19 protein-coding genes are annotated in these 23,192 nt (G+C 42.6%); 16 read left to right on the top strand and 3 right to left on the bottom strand.

The genetic code is table 11. The features are described from left to right. Positions 1 to 24 precede the first annotated feature (24 nt). Entirely contained in the window at positions 25 to 522 is a 498-nt protein-coding gene (locus M2273_RS10415) for an FKBP-type peptidyl-prolyl cis-trans isomerase (protein ID WP_429396411.1), read from the top strand. 543 nt (positions 523 to 1,065) lie between these two features. Here the strand turns inward: M2273_RS10415 and M2273_RS10420 are convergent. The 3 genes from M2273_RS10420 to M2273_RS10430 all read right to left on the bottom strand — a co-directional run bounded on the left by M2273_RS10420 (position 1,066) and on the right by M2273_RS10430 (position 4,983). Next, the gene (locus M2273_RS10420) at positions 1,066 to 1,293 is read right to left on the bottom strand and encodes a hypothetical protein (protein ID WP_429396413.1); all 228 of its coding nucleotides are present in this window, start codon (positions 1,291 to 1,293) and stop codon (positions 1,066 to 1,068) included. Between the two features lie 133 nt (positions 1,294 to 1,426). Beyond that, entirely contained in the window at positions 1,427 to 2,116 is a 690-nt protein-coding gene (locus M2273_RS10425; RefSeq protein WP_429396416.1) for a hypothetical protein, read from the bottom strand. A gap of 65 nt (positions 2,117 to 2,181) precedes the next feature. Next, positions 2,182 to 4,983, bottom strand: coding sequence for a TonB-dependent receptor (locus tag M2273_RS10430; protein ID WP_429396419.1), 2,802 nt, complete (start codon positions 4,981 to 4,983; stop codon positions 2,182 to 2,184). 127 nt (positions 4,984 to 5,110) lie between these two features. Between M2273_RS10430 and M2273_RS10435 the strand changes: the two genes are divergently transcribed. The 15 genes from M2273_RS10435 to M2273_RS10505 all read left to right on the top strand — a co-directional run bounded on the left by M2273_RS10435 (position 5,111) and on the right by M2273_RS10505 (position 23,167). Next, the gene (locus tag M2273_RS10435) at positions 5,111 to 5,680 is read left to right on the top strand and encodes an acyl-CoA thioesterase (protein ID WP_429396422.1); all 570 of its coding nucleotides are present in this window, start codon (positions 5,111 to 5,113) and stop codon (positions 5,678 to 5,680) included. 551 nt (positions 5,681 to 6,231) lie between these two features. Beyond that, positions 6,232 to 7,311 carry a fatty acid desaturase gene (locus M2273_RS10440; RefSeq protein WP_429396425.1) on the top strand — a complete coding sequence of 360 codons (1,080 nt, stop codon included), beginning with the start codon at positions 6,232 to 6,234 and terminating at the stop codon, positions 7,309 to 7,311. Between the two features lie 190 nt (positions 7,312 to 7,501). Further along, positions 7,502 to 9,037, top strand: coding sequence for a TolB family protein (locus M2273_RS10445; RefSeq protein WP_429396428.1), 1,536 nt, complete (start codon positions 7,502 to 7,504; stop codon positions 9,035 to 9,037). A 170-nt stretch (positions 9,038 to 9,207) separates the two neighbouring features. Continuing rightward, positions 9,208 to 10,122, top strand: coding sequence for a sugar phosphate isomerase/epimerase family protein (locus M2273_RS10450; protein ID WP_429396431.1), 915 nt, complete (start codon positions 9,208 to 9,210; stop codon positions 10,120 to 10,122). Between the two features lie 179 nt (positions 10,123 to 10,301). After that, positions 10,302 to 10,856 carry a gluconate 2-dehydrogenase subunit 3 family protein gene (locus tag M2273_RS10455; protein ID WP_429396434.1) on the top strand — a complete coding sequence of 185 codons (555 nt, stop codon included), beginning with the start codon at positions 10,302 to 10,304 and terminating at the stop codon, positions 10,854 to 10,856. Between the two features lie 5 nt (positions 10,857 to 10,861). Then, positions 10,862 to 12,577 (top strand): GMC oxidoreductase, encoded by a 1,716-nt coding sequence (locus tag M2273_RS10460; protein ID WP_429396436.1) that lies wholly within the window; start codon positions 10,862 to 10,864, stop codon positions 12,575 to 12,577. 162 nt (positions 12,578 to 12,739) lie between these two features. Further along, positions 12,740 to 14,419: a GMC oxidoreductase gene (locus tag M2273_RS10465; protein ID WP_429396439.1), complete on the top strand. Its 1,680-nt coding sequence runs from the start codon at positions 12,740 to 12,742 to the stop codon at positions 14,417 to 14,419. 28 nt (positions 14,420 to 14,447) lie between these two features. Further along, positions 14,448 to 15,878, top strand: a complete 1,431-nt coding sequence (locus tag M2273_RS10470) for a Gfo/Idh/MocA family protein (RefSeq protein ID WP_429396442.1) — start codon at positions 14,448 to 14,450, stop codon at positions 15,876 to 15,878. Between the two features lie 136 nt (positions 15,879 to 16,014). Beyond that, entirely contained in the window at positions 16,015 to 16,581 is a 567-nt protein-coding gene (locus M2273_RS10475; protein WP_429396444.1) for a gluconate 2-dehydrogenase subunit 3 family protein, read from the top strand. A gap of 125 nt (positions 16,582 to 16,706) precedes the next feature. Then, on the top strand, positions 16,707 to 17,858 hold the full coding sequence (locus tag M2273_RS10480; protein ID WP_429396447.1) for a Gfo/Idh/MocA family protein: 1,152 nt from the start codon (positions 16,707 to 16,709) through the stop codon (positions 17,856 to 17,858). A 6-nt stretch (positions 17,859 to 17,864) separates the two neighbouring features. Continuing rightward, entirely contained in the window at positions 17,865 to 18,917 is a 1,053-nt protein-coding gene (locus M2273_RS10485) for a sugar phosphate isomerase/epimerase family protein (protein ID WP_429396450.1), read from the top strand. 184 nt (positions 18,918 to 19,101) lie between these two features. Beyond that, entirely contained in the window at positions 19,102 to 20,409 is a 1,308-nt protein-coding gene (locus M2273_RS10490; protein ID WP_429396453.1) for an MFS transporter, read from the top strand. 143 nt (positions 20,410 to 20,552) lie between these two features. Then, complete coding sequence (locus M2273_RS10495; protein ID WP_429396456.1) at positions 20,553 to 20,990, top strand: c-type cytochrome; 438 nt, start codon at positions 20,553 to 20,555, stop codon at positions 20,988 to 20,990. 29 nt (positions 20,991 to 21,019) lie between these two features. Further along, entirely contained in the window at positions 21,020 to 22,270 is a 1,251-nt protein-coding gene (locus M2273_RS10500) for a nucleoside permease (RefSeq protein ID WP_429396458.1), read from the top strand. Positions 22,271 to 22,273: 3 nt separating this feature from the next. Further along, positions 22,274 to 23,167, top strand: a complete 894-nt coding sequence (locus M2273_RS10505) for a hydroxypyruvate isomerase family protein (protein ID WP_429396460.1) — start codon at positions 22,274 to 22,276, stop codon at positions 23,165 to 23,167. The last annotated feature ends 25 nt before the right edge of the window (positions 23,168 to 23,192 follow it).

Raw genomic sequence — 23,192 nt, forward strand, 5'->3', positions numbered from 1 at the left:
TTGCTTATTTAAAAATACTTTACAATGAAAATTGAACCACAGCACGTAGTGTCATTAACTTACGATTTGTATGTTGACCAGGATGGTACCGAAACTTTAACAGAAAGTGCCACACAAGAACAACCCTTAACCTTTTTATTTGGAGCCGGACAAATGCTGCCCAAATTTGAAGAAAACCTGAGCTCGCTATCAACCGGCGATACTTATGAATTTCGTCTTTCAGCAGGTGATGCTTATGGCGAATATGATGAAGAAGCCGTAGCCAACCTCCCTAAGGAAATGTTCCAGGGTACCGAAATTCCTGAAATTGGCAGCATTTTGCCTTTACAGGATAACAATGGCAACCGTTTTCAGGCACAGGTAGTATCAGTTGCAGAAGATGCTGTAATTGTTGACCTTAACCACCCGATGGCCGGTCAGGAACTGCATTTTAAAGGCAGCATCCTTAATGTACGCCCAGCTACCCCCGAAGAATTATCACACGGCCATGCACATGGTGCAGATGGTCACCACGCTCACTAAGCATAGTGTTGGCTATATAATATGGAAATCCCGTCATGAAAATGACGGGATTTTTTGTTATCCTGAGTAGTAGCGAAATATCAAAAAAACGCGTCATTACGAGAAGGCCTCACTCAACCCTCTACAAGGGAGAGGGCTTTAAAATGCTTTTTAAAATCTCCCCCAAAGGGGGAGACTTAGAGGGGGCTTCTCGTAATGACGCGTTTGTTAATCGTTATGTGGTAGAAAAGTACTCTGTTAGCACATGACAGCCTTTTTTATTTAGATTTTAAGCCTTCAGGATCTCTTTTGGTGTGAAAAATAGAGGCAATAAATGCGGTGTTTAAATGCTCATCATACCAATAAACAATAACGTAGGGGAATTTCCTTATAGATACAAAGCGTAGTTAGGTATCGTACCTTTTTGAAAAGAGCCTGGGATCGAGTTCTATTGATTGTAAGGTGCTTTTAACCTCTTTTCTTAAATTAGTCGAAAGCCCTTTTTGTTGTTTTTCGTACCCATCACAAGCATCAATAAGTTCGAGTTCGGCCCGTTTTAAAAGTTTAATTGTAGGCACGGTTCAAATCATCTTCTATATCCGTCCAATTGCGGGCTGTTGTTTTTCCATCTAAAAAATCCTGCCTGGTTTGTAGCAGGTTCTTTATTTCAGTTTCGGAAAACGCATATTCTTTATCTGTATCAATACTGTAAGTTAAGCCAAATCTGTTAAGTATCTCCTGTAGAACAGGCAGATCCTTTTCGTTTTGTATATTTACTGTAAGCGTGGTCATAAACAAATTTACTAAAGATAAAATTCAAAATACCATGAATTTGGAATTTTATCAGTGCATCAGCTATTATGTAACTTTGCGTGCGCGATGTATATATTGGAGGTTGCTTCGTGCCGCAATCGGGTTTATCCCCCTAAAAAAAGTTTATCCCGCCGTCATTATTTATCTGGCACTTGATCATGATGCGGCAACCGATTGGTTCGCCGTTAACGGTGGCAGGAATAAATACCTTGTCTTCATCATTGGGCATATCGGTGCTCATATTAAATACCTTTTCGTAATTGGCGCCACTGTATATATGTACTTTAAAATCGGCCAGTCTACCGCCGGGGCTTACCAGCAGTTCAACAACAGCTACAGATAAATAGCGGTTAATGTCCATCAGGTAGGCGGGAAGCTTAAACAGTTTCAAATAGGGGATGTACCCAAAATACCGGCCGCCTGCTTTAACCGGCTTGGTGGTACGGTCGGAATCAGTTAAAACCTTATCTACAAAATACCGCAGGTTTGAGGTGGTATCCTCAACAGCCTCAAACAGCAACTTTTTATTGGTATAGTCATAGTTTTGAAGCTGACGGCCCTGCAGATCAAAAAAATGCCAGATGCCTGTTTTTTTATCATTATTAAACTGTCCGCTGGCTACAGCTATGTTTTTTGAAGATACAGCCTGGTATAAACCCTGCCGTGTGCTTTTATCGCTCTTTAATACCGAGATCTTTTCCATTACCGAATCTGTTAGCCGGTGTTTGCGTATTATGGTTTCCTGCGCAAAGCCTGTGTTTATATAAAAAAGGGCGACAAATAATAAGGTAATACTTTTCAACGCAATTCAATTTGGGTAAATATAAAACAGGATTTATTGAATAGCAATAACAGTGCATTTTAAAATTAGCCTCTTCCGCCGCCTCTTCTTCCACCGCCGCCTCCGCCGCCATTCCTTCTTCCGCCGCCGCCACCTGAAGGGCGACTGCCTGCAAATTTTTGCAATCGTAAGGTAAATGTAAGCATAAAGTACCTGCCCAGTCGGTTGGTGCGGGTATCAATGATCTGGTTGCCTACCGCGGTACGGGTTACACCTTTGTTTTCATCAAACAAATCAAACGCCTGGAAACGAAACGAGGCGATATGCTTTTTCAGGAACTGATATTCCAGGTAAGTGCTTAACAGGGTGGGGTTGGCCTTTACTGTGCTGCTAAAGCCGTGGTTTATAGTTTGTGTTAAATTATAGCCCAGTACCCAGCTGTAAAAAAAATAATTGCGTCCGTCTAATCCCAGGGTCCAGGTGCTGGCATCGGTGTTTAATGACGATGGCAGGCTGTACTTTGTGGTATTAACGCTATAATTGGCGCTTAATTCGCTGTCCATAATACTGTCAATATCAACCCTTAGCTTAAGGCCCTGGTTTAATACCCAGTTTTTGCCCGTATTGCGCTGATCTTCAATATATGATACATTATTGCTGTAACCTGCACCACCGTTTAATGTTACAGTGAATTTACGGTTGGCAAAAGGTTTTGAAAAAGAATAATTACCGTTGATGTTGTAAAGACCGTTGGTGTTCAGGTAATGGGTTTCCTGTATGGTACTATCGCGTTGGCTGCTACTGCTGCCGGTTGAAGCTATATAAACCGGACTGGCATTGGTTACTATGGCATCCTGGGTTTCTGAGAATGACAGGTTGGTAAACAACGAATTGCCGGTGGCAATATCAAACTGATTATAACGCAGGTTCAAATTATTGGTGAACGAGGGCTTAAGATCAGGGTTACCATAAATCCTGTTTTGTGGGTTGGAGTAATCGGGCTGTACCTGCAGTTGTGTAAATGACGGCTGGCTGTTTGAACCGCTATAATTAACCGTGAAAGAATGATTACGTGAAAAGTTGTAGATAAACCTTGCTGTGGGTATATAATTAAAGGTGTTGGTATGAAAACGCTGGCTGTGCGACTCGCCATTAAGTGTGGATTGCAGTACGGCCATACCCAGCGTGTAATTGTATTTTGCCGCTATACCTCTCAAATTAACTCCAAAGCGGTTGGTGATAAACTGGTTATTATAAATAGTGCTCAATGAATCAACGTAAGTTTGATTACCTGTAGCCGGGTCAATGCGGTAATTGTAGCGGTTGTTATCGGTATTGGAATAATTATAACCATAGTTTGTTTCGAGGTAGGTTGTTTTGCCAATAGGCTCGATATAGGATAACCGGACGTTTGCCTTTTGCGAACTATTATCGGAGTTTACCTGCTGAAAAAGCGGGGTTACAACGGTATCTTGCTTAGTGGTGTATTCATCATGAAGACCCTGGTCGCTTTGTGAAAAATTGAGGCCAGCGTTCACACTAAAATTGCGACCCCTTTTATGAAACTTATGGTTATACAATACCGTGAAGCCGCCGCTTTTTGATGTAGCATCAGTTATAGCCAGCTCATTACCGGTAACCAAGGTGTTTTTACGGGTGTTGCTAAAAATATCGGTGCTTACATCATTTGATATGCCGTACGAAAAATTGGGGTTTATTTTCAGGTAATTAGAAGTATCAATCTTGTACTCCATATTAAAATCAAACCGGTGATTGATGCCGTGATTTTTATCGTCGCTATTATCGGTGTTGATTAAGGTGCCCGATTGAAAAAGATTTTGCTCTACCGTGGTGCTGTTTTGGTCCTTGTCTTTATCGGCAAAGCTGTAGCTGCCATAAACGGTCATCTTTTTACTCCAGTCGTCGCGGTAATTAGTACCGATGGAACGGTTGGTGGTAATACCATTGGCTGTGCTGATCTGCGAGCTTCCGCCACCTCCTCCGCCACCACCACGACCGGCTCTGCCGCCCCCGCCGCCACTGCCTCCCAGGTTAAATGAGTTGGTATTGGTGTTATTTAAAGTACCGATGAGGGCTATCTGCCGGGCATCCATAAACGTATTTGCCGATAATCGCGCCTGATAACGGTCGTCATTACCAGCGCCAACGCTTCCCTGGCCAAAATTGCCACGGCTTTTGCCTTTTTGTATGGTGATGTTGAGTATTTTATCCGGGTCGCCGGTTTTTATGCCGGTTAAATTAGCCTGATCGCCATAATCATCAATTACTTGTATATTCTCCACAATATCGGCCGGCAGGTTTTGGGTAGCGGTTTGTACATCGCCAGTAAAGTAATCCTTGCCGTTAACCCGTACTTTGGTTACCGCCTTACCATGAGCCGTAACATTACCATCCTTATCAACGCTTACACCGGGCAGTTTTTTAAGCAGGTCCTCCACCGGCGATCCTTCCCGTACTTTATAGGCGCTTGCCTTGTATTCTACCGTATCTTCTTTGATGTTGATGGGGTTTGCTTCCGCAACTATTTTAACAGTCTTTAAAAAGTTGGTTTGTACTTTTATCTTAATTGGGCCAAGCATTATAGGTTTGGTATCATTATCCATTACAAAACGGCGTACCAGTTCCTGATAGCCAATACCACTTATTGTTATTTTAAAGTTTTTTGATGTAACAGCGGGGAAATTGAAAGTGCCGTTGGTGCTTGTAGCAACGGAGATGCTATCCTTATCAGAAGTTAATTTTACAGTAGCACCAGGTACTGTACCTACAGTATCTATGACCGAGCCACTAACCTGGCGGGATTGCTGTGCAAAGGCCTGCGTTATAAAAAAGGAGAAAATAAAAGTAAGTAGTAATGGTCTGGTCATAGTTCAGGTTTAATTTAGGCTATTGACCGCAAAGGTTTAATTAAGTTTAATGGATTAATTGTATGTAATACAATTGTTGCAATAATTGCCTTTTGATGCTTAAACTTGTAACCATAACATATAGCACATGACAGCCTTAACTGATCAAGCCGATTACAAAACGGTAAGTTTTTCTGAAACCACCATTACCGAACTGATGATACCTTCGTACTCCAATTTCGGGGGGAAGATACATGGGGGTATTTTATTATCACTTATGGATAAAGTAGCCTATGTATGCGCTGCCAAACATGCCGGTTATTACTGTGTAACCGCTTCCATTGATACGGTTGATTTTTTGCACCCTGTAGAAGTGGGCGAGCTGGTATCGCTGATGGCATCGGTTAATTATGTGGGTAAAACATCATTGGTAGTAGGTATCAGGGTGATATCAGAAAACATCAAGAATAACTCGGTAATGCACACCAATACGAGTTACTTTACCATGGTAGCCAAGGATGATAATAACAAACCGGCAAAGGTACCCGGCCTTATACTCGAGAACCGCGAACAGGTAAGGCGGTTTATTGAGGCCCGCCGTCGCAAGGAAATTAAACAAAGCTATATGAAAGAAGTGGAGCAAATACAGATGCCCGATAACTATGAACATTGCATTGCCCTGCTTATGGGCGAACGCTGTTTAGTAGCAGGGGAGTAGAACCGAAAGCCGAAAGCCGAAAGCCGAAAGCCGAAAGCCGAAAGCCGAAAGCCGAAAGCCGAAAGCCGAAAGCCGAAAGCCGAAAGCCGAAAGCCGAAAGACATTATGTTAAGCTGACGAAATCGTGGTAATCATTTAATCTGAAAAATCCTGGTTCAGACAAAAGAGGTTCAGACAAAAAAAACCGGTTCAAACAATAAACACCTGATTTAAAATAATAAACAGCGGTTTCTGACAATATTCTGACGAAATAAAAACAAAATTGAAATAAACTTGATGTTTTGGAGTTTATTATAATAAGTATTGAGCTTTCAGCCTTAATCACAATCCGCAAATAATTAAAGGGATCTGATAATTTTTGATCAACTGCACTCTCACCACTTAACTAATACCCACTTACAACTCAAAAGGACTATTCCTAAAAGGGTTTAAGTTTTAGTAGGGATTAGCCACAATCATATTTATATTTACAAAATGACAATTAAGTGATATTTATCACTAAATTGTGACCAATTAACTATTCCCTTTTTAAACTAATATCCCAAAACTTAATGGCTTTTTTAAACTCAGTGCTGGAACCACCTTCGTACGGCTGGACGGATGAAAATGGTAACCTTGCAAAACCAACCAATGGTAAAATTGTAAAAGAATTTTTTTCAAGACTGAACGTATTTAAGGATAAAAAAAATTGGTTGTCGTTTTTAAGCTGGTTTTTAGTATTGGCATTGGTACCGTTTTTAGCACTCTTTATATTTAAATATTTCACCATTACAGGTTTAATAGTTGCCTTTGTGTACAGCATGATCATTATGGGTACGCATGGCACTATATGGCACCACAGGTATTGCACCCATGGCGCTTACACCTTCAGTAACAAATTCTGGAGATTTTTTACTCAGAATCTTACCCTTAAAATTATTCCTGAAGAGATCTATGCCATATCGCACCACGTGCACCATGCGCTATCTGATCAGCCCGGCGATCCATACAATGCCCAGGGTGGTTTTATGTATTGCTTTTTGGCCGATGTGAACCACCAGCCGGTTGCCCGTAATTTGAGCGAGGCTGATTATAAACGCTGTATTAATTTAATGAAGCATGTTGGCGTAATGCCTAATACTTATGTCCAATATCAAAAATGGGGAACCATTGCTAACCCTTACCGCACCATTGCCGGTATTATACTTAACTGGGGCTTTTGGTTCGCCGCATTTTATTTATTAGGTGGCATGGGCCTGGCTTGTGCTGTTTTTGGCTCGGCTGGTATATGGGCTGTTGGCGTGCGTACCTTTAATTATGAAGGTCATGGCAAAGGTCAGGATAAACGTCGTGATGGCATCGACCATAACCGCGAGGATATGTCAATTAATCAGCTATGGCCTGGTTACGTTGCCGGCGAATGGCATAATAACCATCACCTGTTCCCTAAAAGCGCCCGCTCAGGTTTTAAAGCTCACCAGCTTGACCTGGCCTGGTGCTATATTAAATTCATGAGCATGATAGGTGCAGTAAGCTCATACCGCGACTCTAAAAAACAATTTCTGCTGGAGTATTGCACTGTAAAACCAGTAGCAGTAGCACCCGTTGCAGAATATCCAACCAAAGCTAAAACATTGCTTGTAGTTGAATAAGAATTAGTTCCTATAAAATTAAAAAAGGAGTGATCGTTTAACGTATCACTCCTTTTTTGTTAAACCAATATCGTGGGGTAAATTGGGCTGTGTAAAATATGTGTTATGGTTAAAATAGTACTACTTTATTTACCAATGGAATTTATAACTTAGTAAGGCCAATTATAGTGTAACATAAACACCAAAACTAATGCGTATTAAAATATTTTGTTTGTTTTTTTGCCTCCCATGCGTAATTCTCCTTAACCAAAAAGCAAAAGCACAAACTGCAGGGCTGGGTATATTTGATGATCAAACCGATGTAGGCATAGTAAAACATAAGGGCAGCGCCCGGTACGACGCTAAACTTCAACAATACCAATTAGAAGGATCCGGCACTAATATTTGGGCTACGAGCGATGCTTTTCATTTTGTATGGAAACGCATGAAAGGCGATTTTATATTGCGCACCAATGCCGCTTTTATAGGCAAAGGGGTTGAGGATCATCGTAAAATAGGGTTGATGGTACGTACCTCGCTCGATTCAAATTCAAAACACATTAACGCGGTTGTACATGGTGATGGTTTAACATCATTACAATATCGCAAAACAGTAAGCGGCATCACCGAAGAGAAAAAATCAAGCATTACCGGGGCCGGTGTTATACAGTTGGAAAGAAAAGGAAATACTTACACCATGTCGGTAGCCCGCAAAGGCGATCTTTTTGTAAACGAGGAAGTGAGCGACCTTGACCTGGGCGATGAAGTTTATGTAGGTATATTCATATGCTCGCACAATGCCGATGTAACTGAAAAAGCCACCTTTAATAATGTACGCATTGTTGTACCCGCGCCTGCGACACTGGTTCCGTACAGGGAGTACCTGGGGAGCAGTATCGAGTTATTGGACCTGGCTACACAAAACAGTACGGTTGTTTACCAGTCGCCAAAATCATTACAGGCACCCAACTGGATGAATGATGGCAAATCACTTATTTATAACAGCGAAGGTTCGCTGTATAAATTCAACCTTAAAACCAATGAGCCAACTGTATTAAATACAGGCCCGGCAAAAAACAACAATAATGATCACGTACTATCCTTTGATGGTAAAATGCTGGCTATTAGCAGTGGTGATGGCGGACCATCAATAGGCTATACCGTATCATCGGCAGGTGGCGAAGCCAAGCGGATCACACAAACAGGTCATGGCGCAAGTTATATGCATGGCTGGTCGCCCGATGGTAAGTATATTGTATTTTGCGGCGAACGTAATAAGGAGTTTGATGTGTACCGAATTCCATCAGGCGGCGGTCCCGAAGAAAGGCTAACCACCAGTCCCGGTCTTGATGATGGCCCGGAGTATACACCCGATGGTAAATACATCTATTTTAACTCGGTACGCAGCGGATTAATGCAGGTTTGGCGCATGAAAGCCGATGGCAGCGAACAAACCCAGATCACTAATGACGATTACAATAACTGGTTCCCGCATATATCGCCCGATGGTAAATGGATCGAGTATATTACCTTCCTTAAAAACGAAGTTGAACCCGGCGATCATCCGTTTTATAAACATGTATTTCTGAGGGTGATGCCAATCGGTGGTGGCCCTTCAAAAGTGGTTGCCTACTTATACGGCGGGCAGGGTACTATCAACACGCCATCATGGTCGCCTGATAGTAAGCACATTGCTTTTATTAGTAATTCAAAATTATTGTTTCCTGTATTTCCAATGAGCAAGTAGAGAGAATCAAGAACTTAGGATCAGGAGACAAGAATTAAAACAGGATGATAAATACAGACAGATGATATAAAATTATAGCAAGATAATTCGTTTTAATACTAATTACTTTTATCTTGACTCCTGATTCTTATCTCCTTACGCTAAATTATATAACCTTAAAACAAAATACCATGCAAACCTCACGCAGATCATTTTTAAAAACCGGTGCCCTGGCTATAGCAGGCGCTGCTTTGTTGCCTGATAACTTATTAGCCGGAGAAAAGCGCCTGCAACGTGTTGGTGTACAGCTTTACAGTGTACGCGACGCCATGAAGGCCGATCCGAAGGGAACGCTTAAAAAATTAGCTGACGCAGGTTACAACCATGTAGAACATGCCAATTACATCGACCGTAAATTTTATGGATATACCGCCAGGGAATTTAAAAAGGTACTGATTGATCTTGAACTGAAAATGCCAAGCGGCCATACTGTAATGACTGCCCAACATTGGGATACAGCCAAAAACGATTTTACCGATGCCTGGAAATACACTATTGAGGATGCAGCTACGGTTGGCCAAAAATATGTAATAAGCCCCTGGTTAGATGAAAGCCTTAGAAAAGATACCGAAGGATTAAAGCGTTTTATGGAGCAGTTTAATAAATGTGGTGAGCTATGTCAAAAATCAGCCATGAAATTTGGGTATCATAACCACAACTTCGAGATCAGTACCAAGGTAGGGGATATTACGCTATATGATTTTATTATCCAGAACACTGATCCTAAATTGGTTACCCAGCAAATGGATATCGGCAATATGTTTAGCACGGGCGGCGTAGCGCTTGATTTTATCAATAAATATCCGGGCCGCTTTGAGTCATTACACGTAAAGGACGAAATTAAGGTGGCTATGAAAAGCGATGGCGACGATACCGAAAGTACCATATTGGGCGCAGGGGTATTGCCGGTAAAAGAGATCGTGCGTGCAGCCAGCAGAAAAGGCGGTACAGTGCTATTTATTATTGAGCAGGAAGCCTATCAGGGTAAAGACCCGATTGATTGTGTAAAAATTGATTTACAAATCATGAAAAAATGGGGTTATTAATATTATTCCCGTAACTTTCGATATACAATTAATTTCTGTTAGCTCTTTTAGTAATAGTTAAAATTACTAAGTTTGAAAATCGTTTTATAAACCAAAGCATACTTATAAATAATAAACCTGTACGCGTTTTTACAGTACAGGTTATTTAATAAAGGGATTGCTAAAACCATTTACCATATATGCACAGGCGCATTGCTATAAGAAATCTGGCTTTAATTATTGGAGGTGCTGCTTTATTGCCATCCTGTACGCATGATAGTGGTAAAGCAACCGTCAAACTTAAAAATGTTGATATTAATGCCGACCAGGAAAAGCTGATTGGTGATATGGCCGAAACCATTATCCCCAAAACAAATACACCCGGCGCCAGGGATCTGCAACTGCATTTGTTTGTTTTAAAAATGGTTGACGATTGTTACACCAAAAAAGATCAGCAGGATTTTATGACCGGCATGGGTCAGTTTACGGAGCTTATTCAAAAACATTATAGCACTTCATTTGGCCAGTGTGATGTAAAGCAGCGTGAGCAGGCGCTTTTAAGTATTGAACAGGATAAGGATCCTAAAAGCACAACCTATCCGGCGGAATTAAAAACCTTTTATGGCATAGTTAAAGGCCAAACGGTAAACGGTTACACTACCTCCAAATATTTTATGACCAAACAGGTGGTTTATGAGTTGGTACCAGGCAGGTACAATGCATTTTATCCGGTTAAGAAAAAGCAAGCAGTATAAATAGTATGGCTAATTTAAATATTGATAGCATTAAGGATCGCACCTTTGATGCTATCGTAATTGGTTCGGGAATGAGTGGTGGCTGGGCTGCTAAAGAATTTACAGGAAAAGGGCTTAAAACCCTGATGCTGGAACGTGGGCGCGATGTAAAACACATTAAGGATTATCCTACAACCAACATGTACCCCTGGGAATTTGAGCACCGGGGCGAATTGCCTATGGCTGTTCAGGAAGCCAACCCCATTGTAAACCGCTGTTATGCTTTTCATGAAGATGCCGCTCATTTTTTTGTAAAAGATAAAGAACACCCTTATGTACAGGATAAACCGTTTGACTGGATCCGCGGCTACCAGGTAGGGGGTAAATCATTATTATGGGCCAGGCAAACACAACGCTGGAGCGATTTTGATTTTGAAGGTCCTGCCCGCGATGGTTTTGCTGTTGATTGGCCTATCCGCTATAAAGATATTGCACCCTGGTACAGTTATGTTGAAAAATTTGCAGGCATATCAGGTAATAAAGACGGTCTGGCCGAACTGCCCGACGGAGAGTTTTTACCGGCCTTCCCATTAAACAGTGTGGAAGATTATTTTAGCAAACACGTTAAAAGTAAATATAGTAACCGCCATGTGATCAGCGCGCGGTGCGCGCATTTGTCAAAACCCAACCAGATCCATTTAGATCAGGGCAGGGCACAATGCCAGGAGCGTATCCTTTGCCAGCGAGGTTGCCCTTTTGGCGGGTATTTTAGCGCTAATTCATCAACCATACCCTGGGCGTTAAGATCAGGCAATTTAACATTAAGGCCATTTTCGGTAGTACAGTCCATTATATATGATGAAAACCTGGGCAAGGCTACCGGTGTGCGCATTGTTGATACCAATACCAAAGAAACCATTGACTATTTTGCACGTGTAATTTTTGTAAACGCGGCAGCGTTAAATACCAACCTGGTATTGTTAAATTCTACATCGCACCGTTTCCCTAACGGATTGGGGAACGATAGCGGCGTATTAGGTAAATATGTGGCCTTCCACAATTATTCGGCGCACATCAGCGCGGAGTATGATGGCTTTAAGGAGTGGACGACTGACGGGCGTAACCCGGCAGGCGGGGGATATATCCCCCGGTTCAGAAATGTGCGTAAACAGGAAACCGATTTTTTACGTGGTTACGCGTCTGGCTTTAGTGCGCACAGGCGCAGGGAACGTAATTGGGATGGCGTAGGCAGCAGCCTTAAAGAGAACCTGGTTAGTGATGAACTGGGGCCATGGTCTGTAGGGTCGCACATGATGGGCGAAACCATACCTAAAGAAGCCAGCTATGTAGCGCTTGATGCCCGGCAAAAAGATGACTGGGGTGTGCCTTTGTTAAAAATCTCGATGGATTATGATGATAACGACGCGAAGATGAAAAAGGATTATGTAGATCAGTTAACCGAAATGTTTACCAGCGCGGGTTTTACTAACATAAAAGCAAGCACTGATCAAAGGGCGCCCGGTTTGGATATTCATGAAATGGGAGGCGCACGTATGGGTAATGATCCTAAAACATCAATACTTAATAAATGGAACCAGCTTCATGCGGTTAATAATGTGTACGTAACTGACGGGGCCTGCATGACATCAACCTCATGCCAAAACCCATCGTTAACCTATATGGCTTTAACAGCACGCGCGGTTGACCATGCAGTTAATGAAATGAATAAAAGGAATATATAAGCCCCCAGCCCCCTAAAGGGGAGTAGGAGGGATGGGTTCCCCCTTTAGGGCTTAAAAACCTTGGTGTAAAAAAAACACAATGAAAATATTTGTAAAATAATTTTTATTCATACATTTAACGGAATAACCAAGTACTAAACAAATTCATTTAACCGAATAAATATGTCTGCAAACACTTATGACGCTATAGTCATTGGCTCAGGAATTTCAGGCGGGTGGGCTGCCAAAGAACTTACAGAAAAGGGTTTAAAAACCATTATGCTGGAGCGTGGTCGTAATATCGAACACATTAAAGATTATGTGAACGCTAATAAAGGACCCTGGGAGTTTCCGCACAGAGGCGGCCGTACCCAGAAAATGATCGAGGACTATCCGGTATTAAAGCGGGATTACCCACTGAACGAAGTTAACCTTGATTATTGGGCAAGCGATAAGGATAGCCCGTATACCGAAGTAAAAAGATTTGACTGGTTCAGAGGCTATCATGTTGGCGGCCGCTCATTAATGTGGGGCAGGCAATCATACCGTTGGGCCGATGTTGATTTTGAAGCCAACTTAAAAGATGGTATCGCGGTTGACTGGCCTATCCGCTATAAAGATATAGCTCCCTGGTATAGCTATGCCGAAAAATTTGCCGGGATATCAGGTAACAAAGATGGTTTGGCCATTTTGCCTGATGGTGATTTTATGCCGCCAATGGAGTTAAACGTGGTTGAAAAAGATGTAGCCAAAAGATTAAAAGATCATTATAAAGAGGCAAGGGATATGATCATTGGCCGTACAGCCAATATTACCTTACCGCATAATAACCGTACCAACTGTCAATATCGTAATAAATGCTGGCTGGGCTGCCCGTTTGGTGCTTATTTCAGCACGCAATCGGCTACTTTGCCGGCTGCTATGGCTACAGGTAACTTAACCGTTCGCCCATGGTCAATAGTAACCAAGATATTGTACGATAAGGATACCAAAAAAGCCAAAGGTGTTGAGGTTTTGGATGCCGAAACCAACCAAACCTATGAGTACTTTGCAAAAATTGTATTTGTTAACGCCTCTACCATTAATTCAGCTTGGATCCTGATGAACTCGGCTACTGATGTTTGGGATGGTGGCTTAGGTAGCAGCAGTGGCGAGCTTGGCCACAACCTGATGGATCACCATTTGGGTGTTGGTGCATCGGGCAGATTCGAAGGCTATGAAGATAAATACTACTTCGGACGCCGTGCAAACGGGTTTTACATTCCCCGTTTTGCTAACCTTGGCGGCGATAAACGCGATTTTATACGTGGTTTTGGCTATCAGGGTGCTGCAAGCCGCGAAGGGTGGAGTAGGGATATTGCTGAATTGAGTATTGGTAGCGCCTATAAAGACGCGCTTACCGAGCCGGGTTTATGGTCTGTTGGGATGGGCGGCTTTGGCGAAACACTGCCTTATCATGATAATAAAGTTACCATTGATAAAACCAAGAAGGATAAATGGGGTCTTCCTGTTGTTGCCATTGATGCCGAACTGAAAGACAACGAAATAAAGATGCGAATTGCCATGGAAAGCGAAGGAAAAGCAATGCTGGAGGCCGCTGGTGTTAAGGATGTACAAACGCATAGCAGTAACCCTTTTCTTGGCCGTGGAATTCACGAAATGGGAACCGCGCGTATGGGTCATGATCCAAAAACATCTGTTCTTAATAAGTGGAACCAGGTTTGGGATGCCAAAAACGTATTTGTTACCGATGGCTCCTTCATGACATCAGCTGCATGCCAAAACCCGTCACTTACTTATATGGCTATGACCGCAAGGGCAGCAAACTATGCTGTTGAAGCATTAAAAAAGAACGAGATCTAATTAATCAGATATCCAAATACCAAAACCAATGACTGAAGAACAGGACAAAAGTACACCCAATCCGTCAAGGCGGGAATTTCTAAAAAAAGGTACAATAGCTGCGGCCAGCTTTATGATCGTTCCGCGTTTTGTGCTGGGCGGTAAAGGCTTCATTGCGCCAAGCGATAAGTTACTTATTGCCAGTGTTGGCGCGGGCGGTAAAGGCCAGAGCGACATTGCCAACTTTTACAAAAGCGGTAAGGCAGAGATTGCCTTCCTATGCGACGTGGACGACAGAAGATCTGCCAAATCACGTGCTGCTTTCCCTAAAGCCAAGTACTATAAAGACTGGCGCGAAATGTTTGATAAGGAACATAAAAACTTTGATGCCGTATCCATTTCAACTCCAGATCATAACCACGCCATTATCACTTACAGTGCCATGCAATTGAATAAGCACGTTTACGTGCAAAAGCCAATGACGCATGATATTTGGGAAGCCCGTTTATTAACCGAAGCGGCTAAAAAATATAAAGTAGTTACGCAAATGGGTAACCAGGGTTCATCAAATGATGGTACCCGCCTGATGTCTGAATGGTATGATGCCGATCTGATTGGTGATGTACATACCGTTTACTGCTGGACTAACCGCCCGGTATGGCCTCAAGGTATTGCATGGCCGGCTCCTGCCCAGGAAATTCCAAAAGAACTGGATTGGAATCTGTGGTTAGGTACTGCTCCTAAAAAAGATTATGTAGATAAACTGGTGCCGTTTAACTGGCGCGGATGGTGGGATTACGGAACCGGCGCCCTGGGCGATATGGGCTGCCACCTTGTTGAAGCTCCTTTCCGTGTACTGGGTTTACAATATGTTAAAGATGTACAGGCCAGCGTAGGCAGTGTTTATGTTGACGAGTTTAAAAAAGGCAGCTTCCCTGAAAGCTGTCCTCCATCAAGCCACATCACTTTAACTTTCCCAAAAACTGATAAAACCAAAGGTGATGTAACCATGCACTGGATGGATGGCGGTATTGAACCTGAAAGACCAAATGAATTGCTGGCAAGTGAAAAATTTGGCGGCGAAGAAGGTAATGGTACGCTTTTTATTGGTACGAAAGGTAAAATGTATGCCAGTACTTATTCTGATGCTGCAACGCTGTTGCCTAAATCACTTACTCAAAGTGCTAAAGCACCTGAGAAATGGAAAAGGGTACCGGGTGGTGCAAATGGCCACTATGCGCAATGGGTTGAAGGCTGTATAGCCGGATACGGTAAAACCGAACTAAGCTCGTCATTTGATAAGGCTGGTCCGCTTACCGAAGCATTGTTAATGGCAAACCTTGCTGTACGCGGTCATGACCTTAAAGGCGGCGATGTGAAACTGTTATGGGATAACAAAGCAATGAAGGTTACCAACTTTGATGCGGTTAACCAATACATCCAAAGGGATTATCCTGATGGATTTAAACTAAAAGCGTAAGCGTTAAATAGGGTTGAATTATTGAGTTATTGAATTGTTGATTTTTAAAAGATCAGCATGTAATGACTCAATAGTTGTTAAATCAATAATTCGATAATTCATTAACTCGATAATTAAATAACTCAATAACTAAATCATGAATAGAAGAGAAGCTATTGGCCGGGTTGGTTTAATACTTGGAGGTACCGTAATAGGAGCCGAGTTTTTTATCTCCGGATGTAAATCAACTTCAAAAAAAGTAAACGAACTGTTTGATCAGGATAACGTTGCTTTATTTAACGAAGTTGGCGAAACCATTTTGCCTGCTACTTCAACACCTGGTGCTAAAGCGGCGGATGTTGGCAGTTTTATGGCTCTGATGGTTCAGGATTGCTATAAACCTTCAGATCAGAAAATATTTGTAAAAGGTATTTCTGACCTTGACGATGCCAGCAAGAAAAAATTTGGTAAAAAGTTTATGGAGGCCGATGCTACGCAACGCACCGAATTGCTTAGCGAGCTGGATAAAGAGCAAAAGGCTTATACCAAAACCAAGAAACCGGAAGATCCTAACCATTATTTCAGGATGATGAAGGAACTAACCCTGTTAGGCTTCTTTACATCAGAAGTTGGTGCAACTAAAGCCCTGCGCTATATAGCTGTACCTGGCCGTTATGACGGCAACGTACCTTACAAAAAAGGCGACAAAGCCTGGGCAACCTAAAGAATTAGGTTTTAGTATCAAGTATCAAGTAATTAGTATCAAGATGAGAACAAGGCTTGATATTTGATACTAAACTCAAGATCTTGCTACTTGATACTAATTACTTGATACTTTTATAAACTAAAATGAAACTAAGATTAGGAATGATCGGCGGCGGTCAGGGCGCGTTTATTGGCGCTGTACATCGTATCGCCGCCCGTATAGATGGCGAATATGAACTGGTTTGCGGTGCATTCAGTAGTAATGCCGAAAAATCACAAGCCAGCGGTTTATTGTTGGATATCCCTGCTAATCGTGTATATAACTCATATACCGAGCTCATTGAAAAAGAAAAACAACTGCCCGAGAACGAGCGTGTTCAGGTGATCAGTATCGTTACACCAAACCATGTACACTTTGATCCGGCAAAAATGGCGCTGGAGAACGGCTTCCATGTTGTTTTAGATAAACCCATGACTTTCTCATTAGCCGAAGCTAAGGAGCTGGATAAAGTAGTAAAAGCAACGGGCAAACTATTTTGCCTTACCCATACCTACACCGGCTACCCTATGGTAAAAGAGGCTAAACAACTCATAAAATCAGGCAAGCTTGGCGTTATCCGCAAAGTGTATGTAGAGTATCCGCAGGGATGGCTCAGCAGCTTTTTAGAAGGAGGCGATAACAAACAAGCTTCATGGCGTACCGATCCGGGTAAAAGCGGCATCGCGGGCGCTATGGGCGATATTGGTACACACGCTTTTAATCTGGCCGAGTATGTGACCGGTTTGGAAGTAACCCAGATCTGTGCCGATATTTATGTAGTGGTAGAAGGCCGTAAACTTGATGACGATGGCGCCGCGCTGCTTAAATTCAATAACGGGGCAAGTGGCGTACTAACCGCTACACAAATTGCCGCCGGCGAAGAGAATAATGTTAAAATACGTGTTTATGGCGAAAAGGGCGGTTTGGAATGGCACCAGAGCGATGCTAACTCCTTAACCCTCATGTATACCGATAAACCAATGGAAGTATGGCGCACAGGTGGTGGTTACACCAGCTCATTCGCGCAGCATAATACCCGAACCCCTCCGGGGCATCCTGAAGGCTATCTGGAAGCATTTGCCAACCTGTACCGCAATTTTGCCTTAACGGTAAAGGCAGGTATTGAAGGTAAAACCGCTACCCCAGAGGAGTTGGATTATCCCGGAATAAAAGAAGGTGTCCGCGGCATGGCATTTATTGAAAATGTGATCGCATCGGGCAAATCAGATAAAAAGTGGACCGAATTTTCTATTTAAAAAATTATGACAACCATCAAAGGACCAGCCATATTTATAGCGCAGTTTATAGGCGATACAGCACCGTTTAACAGTTTGGAATCCATTTGTAAGTGGGCCGCTGGCTTGGGTTACAAAGGCGTTCAGCTGCCAACCAATGACGCACGTTTTATCGACCTGCAAAAAGCAGCCGAAAGCAAAACCTATGCCGACGAGATAAAAGGCATCGTAAATGCAGCAGGCCTGGAAATTACGGAGCTATCCACTCACCTGCAAGGGCAGCTGGTAGCCGTAAACCCGGTGTATGATTCGCTTTTTGACGCGTTTGCGCCCGAGGCTTATCGTAATAACCCTGCCGAAAGACAAAAATGGGCCGTGCAGCAGGTAAAATACGCGGCACAGGCTTCAAAGAATTTAGGGCTTAACGCCTCGGTTACCTTCAGCGGTGCTTTACTTTGGCCTATGATGTACCCTTGGCCACAGCGCCCTGCCGGTATTGTTGATACCGCCTTTGACGAACTGGCTAAACGCTGGACACCGATATTGGATGTATACGAAGAAAACGGAATCGACCTTTGTTATGAGATCCATCCGGGCGAAGACCTGCATGATGGTATCACTTATGAAATGTTCCTTGATAAGGTAAAAGGCCACAAACGGGCAAACCTGCTGTATGATCCATCGCACTTTATACTGCAATGCCTGGATTATTTAGAATATATCGACCTGTATCATGAGCGCATTAAAATGTTCCATGTAAAGGATGCTGAATTTAACCCTACCGGCAGGCAGGGTGTTTACGGCGGATACCAGAACTGGATTGATCGCGCCGGCCGTTTCCGCTCATTGGGCGATGGACAGGTTGATTTTAAAGGTATATTTAGTAAATTAACCCAATATGATTATAAAGGATGGGCCGTATTAGAATGGGAATGCGCGCTTAAACATCCCGAAGATGGTGCAAGAGAAGGCGCCACCTTTATTAAGGATCATATCATCAGGGTTACCGAACGCGCGTTTGACGATTTTGCTGCATCAGGCTCTGATGAAGCGTTTAACCGCAAAACACTGGGGATATAATCCGCAAAAAGTAAGTCATCCCGAATTTATTTCGGGATCCCACATGCAGGGTGAACAATATGCAATAGGTAACTCTGCATGTGGGATGCTGAAACAAGTTCAGCATGACAACCTCTACAGATTAATAAAAGCATTACATTTGATATAGCCAATTAACCAATTAATTTAACCTAAATATCTTTAAATGCAAACCATTAACCGTACGCAGCTTTTCAGGGCCAGTTGTTTATCCCTGTTAGTAACATCATTGTCATTTGGCATCCGTGCCGGTATATTGAACGATCAGGGTGTCAGATTTCACCTGAATGGCTCAGAACTGGGCACAATTGCTGCAACTGCTTTCTGGGGCTTTCCATTGGCTATTATAGTAGGAGGGTTTATTGTTGATATTATCGGCATGAAAAAATTGCTGGTATCAGCCTTTGTTTTCCATTTAATAGGTATCCTGCTCACAATTTTTGCAAACGGATATTGGACTTTGTTCCTGTCTACCTTAATGATCGGGATTGCCAACGGTACTGTTGAAGCATCCTGTAACCCTTTGGTAGCTTCCCTGTACACGGATAATAAAACCACCAAACTAAACCATTTTCACTTATGGTTCCCGGCGGGTATTGTTATCGGTACCCTGATCGTGTTCGGATTGGATACCGCGCTTGCACATGGCGTATCTCCTAAACCCTACTGGATCTCTCAACTGGAAGTAGCCATTATGCTTATCCCTACACTCATTTATGGGTTCCTGTTCTCTAAATTAAAGTTCCCGGTTACCGAAAGGGTATCGGCTGGTGTCAGCACAAGCGATATGTATAAGGCGCTTGGTAATCCTTTGTTTCTGTTCATGATCGTATGTATGTTCGGTACAGCTATTACAGAATTATTTACCAATCAGTGGACGGATGTATTGTTCAAAACCGTTACTAACAACGCTATCCTGATCCTTACTTTCGTGGCGTCTGTACAAGTGTTGGGCAGGGCGTTTGCCAGTCCTATTGTACACCGTTTGGCTCCGCAGGGCGTACTGCTTATTTCGGCAATTTTGTCGGCATTGGGTATTTACCTCATGATCCACCTGCATGGCGACGCCATTTATTTTGCAGCTGTTATTTTTGGATTAGGAGTTGCTTTTTTCTGGCCTTGTATGATAGGCTTTGTAGCAGAGAACCTGCCACGCACCGGAGCTGTTGGGTTGAACCTCATGGGCGGAGCGGGTATGTTTGGCGTGTCAATTTACATGATATTCATGGGCGGGCATTATGATGCTATCATGATTCAAAAACTTCCGGCAGGGGCTAATCTCGATGCTTACCGATCAGCAGGCGCGGGGACAGATATGGCCAAAGCTTTTGACGCGGCCAGATCAGCAGCCGGCCCCGAGGTACTAAATACTACCCTTATCATTCCGGTGGCATTGATAGTTGCTTTTGCCGGTTTGGTATTTTACATGAGGGGAAGAAAAAAAACAACATCATTAAAAACAGCTACCGTGTAAAAAGTACACCTACTTATTATAAAAAATTGTATTTTTCGCCCTCATTAATCACACAATTTAAAATCAAGGTATAAACCGCCAGGATTAATAAAGTAAAACAGTTATGATGCTGGCAGGTTATTATTAAAAAAAACAAATCACGTATGAAAAAGGCATTTTTTATTCTTTGTATCAGTGTAGCGATTACTGCTTGCGGCGGCAGTTCAAACTCAGGGGGCGCTGATAGCACTAAGGCATCAAATCAAACCGCGAAAGCAACAAGCTCTGATGCTGATACCAATGCTACAAAAACCGGTACTGAAGCTGCCGGCGGAGAAGCAGGATCATCAACCGGCGCAAGTTTAATGGCAGCTTCTGATTGCAATACTTGTCATAAGGTTGATACTAAGGTAATTGGCCCTGCATTTCAGGATATTGCTGCTAAATACCCGCCTACTGAGGCAAATATTGATACACTGGCCAATAAAATAATAAAAGGTGGTAAAGGTAACTGGGGTGATATTCCGATGGCAGCACATCCGGCGCTTGCTGTGAATGACGCAAAAGAGATCGTGAAGTATATTTTATCGTTAAAAAAATAACCTGAGTTTATCTACCTTATAAAATAATTATGACCACTGGAATCAGGGTAAAACTTTCTACAATGATGTTCCTGGAGTTTTTTATCTGGGGAGCATGGTTTGTTACAATGGGTACTTATTTAACGGTAACGTTAAAGGCAACAGGTACACAAAATGCAGGCGCTTATGCAACACAATCATTAGGGGCAATTATTGCACCTTTTGTAATAGGACTTATTGCTGATAAATACTTTTCGGCGCAAAAAATATTAGGTGTTCTGCACTTACTGGGAGCCGCATCGCTTTTTTATGCTACCACAATTGCCGATTTTGATAAGTTTTATCCGAATATATTGTTCTACATGATCATTTATATGCCAACCCTGGCATTGGTAAACTCGGTATCATTTAAACAAATGAAAGATCCGAGTAAGGAGTTTCCGCCTATCAGGGTATTTGGCACAGCAGGATGGATAGTTGCCGGTTTAATTATCGGTTGGCTTGGATGGGAAAAATCGGGCTCATTAGTGCTTACCTTTAAAATGGCAGCCGGAGCTTCATTGATATTAGGATTATTAAGTTTTACATTACCTGATACCCCACCTGTTAAAAAAGGTCAAAAAACTTCATTCGGAGATATTATAGGCCTTGATTCCATTGGTTTACTTAAAAACAGATCGTATTTAACTTTTTTTCTGGCATCAGTAGCTATATGCATCCCGCTTGCGTTTTATTATAATTTTACCAACCCTTTTTTAAATGAGGTAGGTATGACAGCCGCCGCGGGTAAACAATCCATGGGGCAAATGTCTGAGCTGTTATTCATGGCCGCTATGCCTTTGTTTTTTGTAAGGCTTGGTGTTAAAAAAATGCTTGCAGTAGGGATGTTAGCCTGGGTATTGCGCTATATATTCTTTGCTTATGGCGATGTAGGCGGCAATTACTGGATGCTTATAGCCGGTATTGTGATGCATGGTATATGTTATGATTTCTTCTTTGTAACAGGACAAATTTACACCGATAATTTAGCGGGAGAGCGTTTTAAAAGTGCTGCACAGGGTTTTATTACTTTGGCCACTTATGGTGTTGGGATGCTTATCGGTTCATATATTTCAGGTCCGATAGTGGATCATTGGAAAACTTCAGCCACAACGCATAACTGGCAAACCATCTGGCTTATACCAGCAGGAATAGCGGCTGTGGTATTGATATTTTTTCTGCTACTATTTAAGGACAAAACCAGCATGGCTACCAAGCCAGGTTTGGATATACAGGAACCTTCTGCACAAACGGAAATATAAAACATGGCATCAAATCAAAACCGTAGGTCGGCTATCAAAAATATGCTTGCCGGCACCGCCGCTATAACGGCATCAGGCGTGTTAACCTCATTTACACAACCCGAACAAGATAAAGAAATGGTAGCTGATACCCTCAAAGGCAATATTAACCACGCGGTATGCCGCTGGTGTTATAATGGTATGTCGGTTGAGCAGCTTTGCGCTGCGGCAAAAGATATCGGCATAAAAGGTATTGATCTGGTTGGCCCGGCCGACTGGCCAACGCTTCAAAAATACGGTCTGTTTTCGTCTATGTGCAATGGCGCCGAAATAAACCTGACCGATGGTTTCGGTGATAAGCAATTTCATGCCCAGCTGCAAAAAAACTATGCCGAAATGATCCCCAAAGTAGCGGCGGCAGGTTATAAGAACCTGATCTGCTTTAGCGGTAGTCGCCGGGGTAAGGATAATGAAACCGGCTGGAACAACTGTGTAGAAGGCCTGAAACCAATGGTTGCCCTTGCCGAAAAGCATAACGTAGTACTGGTTATGGAACTGCTGAACAGTAAAATTGACCATAAAGATTATCAGTGCGATAGGGTATCATGGGGTGCCGAGCTGTGTAAAAGATTGGGATCTGAAAACTTTAAGCTGCTGTATGATATTTATCACATGCAGATAGATGAGGGTGATGTGATCCGTAATATCCGTGAGTTTCACCAATACATAGCGCATTACCACACCGGTGGTGTACCGGGTCGTAATGAAATTGATGATACGCAGGAATTATACTATCCGGCTATTATGAAAGCTATTGTAGGAGTAGGTCATAAAGGCTATGTGGCGCAGGAGTTTATACCCAAGCAGCCCGATAAAATAGCTTCGTTGCGTAAGGCGGTACATATTTGTGACGTTTAAACCTTATTCAAAAGATCTGCTCTAA

It is taken from the genome of Mucilaginibacter lappiensis (assembly GCF_050433765.1).
Lineage (GTDB): Bacteria > Bacteroidota > Bacteroidia > Sphingobacteriales > Sphingobacteriaceae > Mucilaginibacter > Mucilaginibacter lappiensis_A.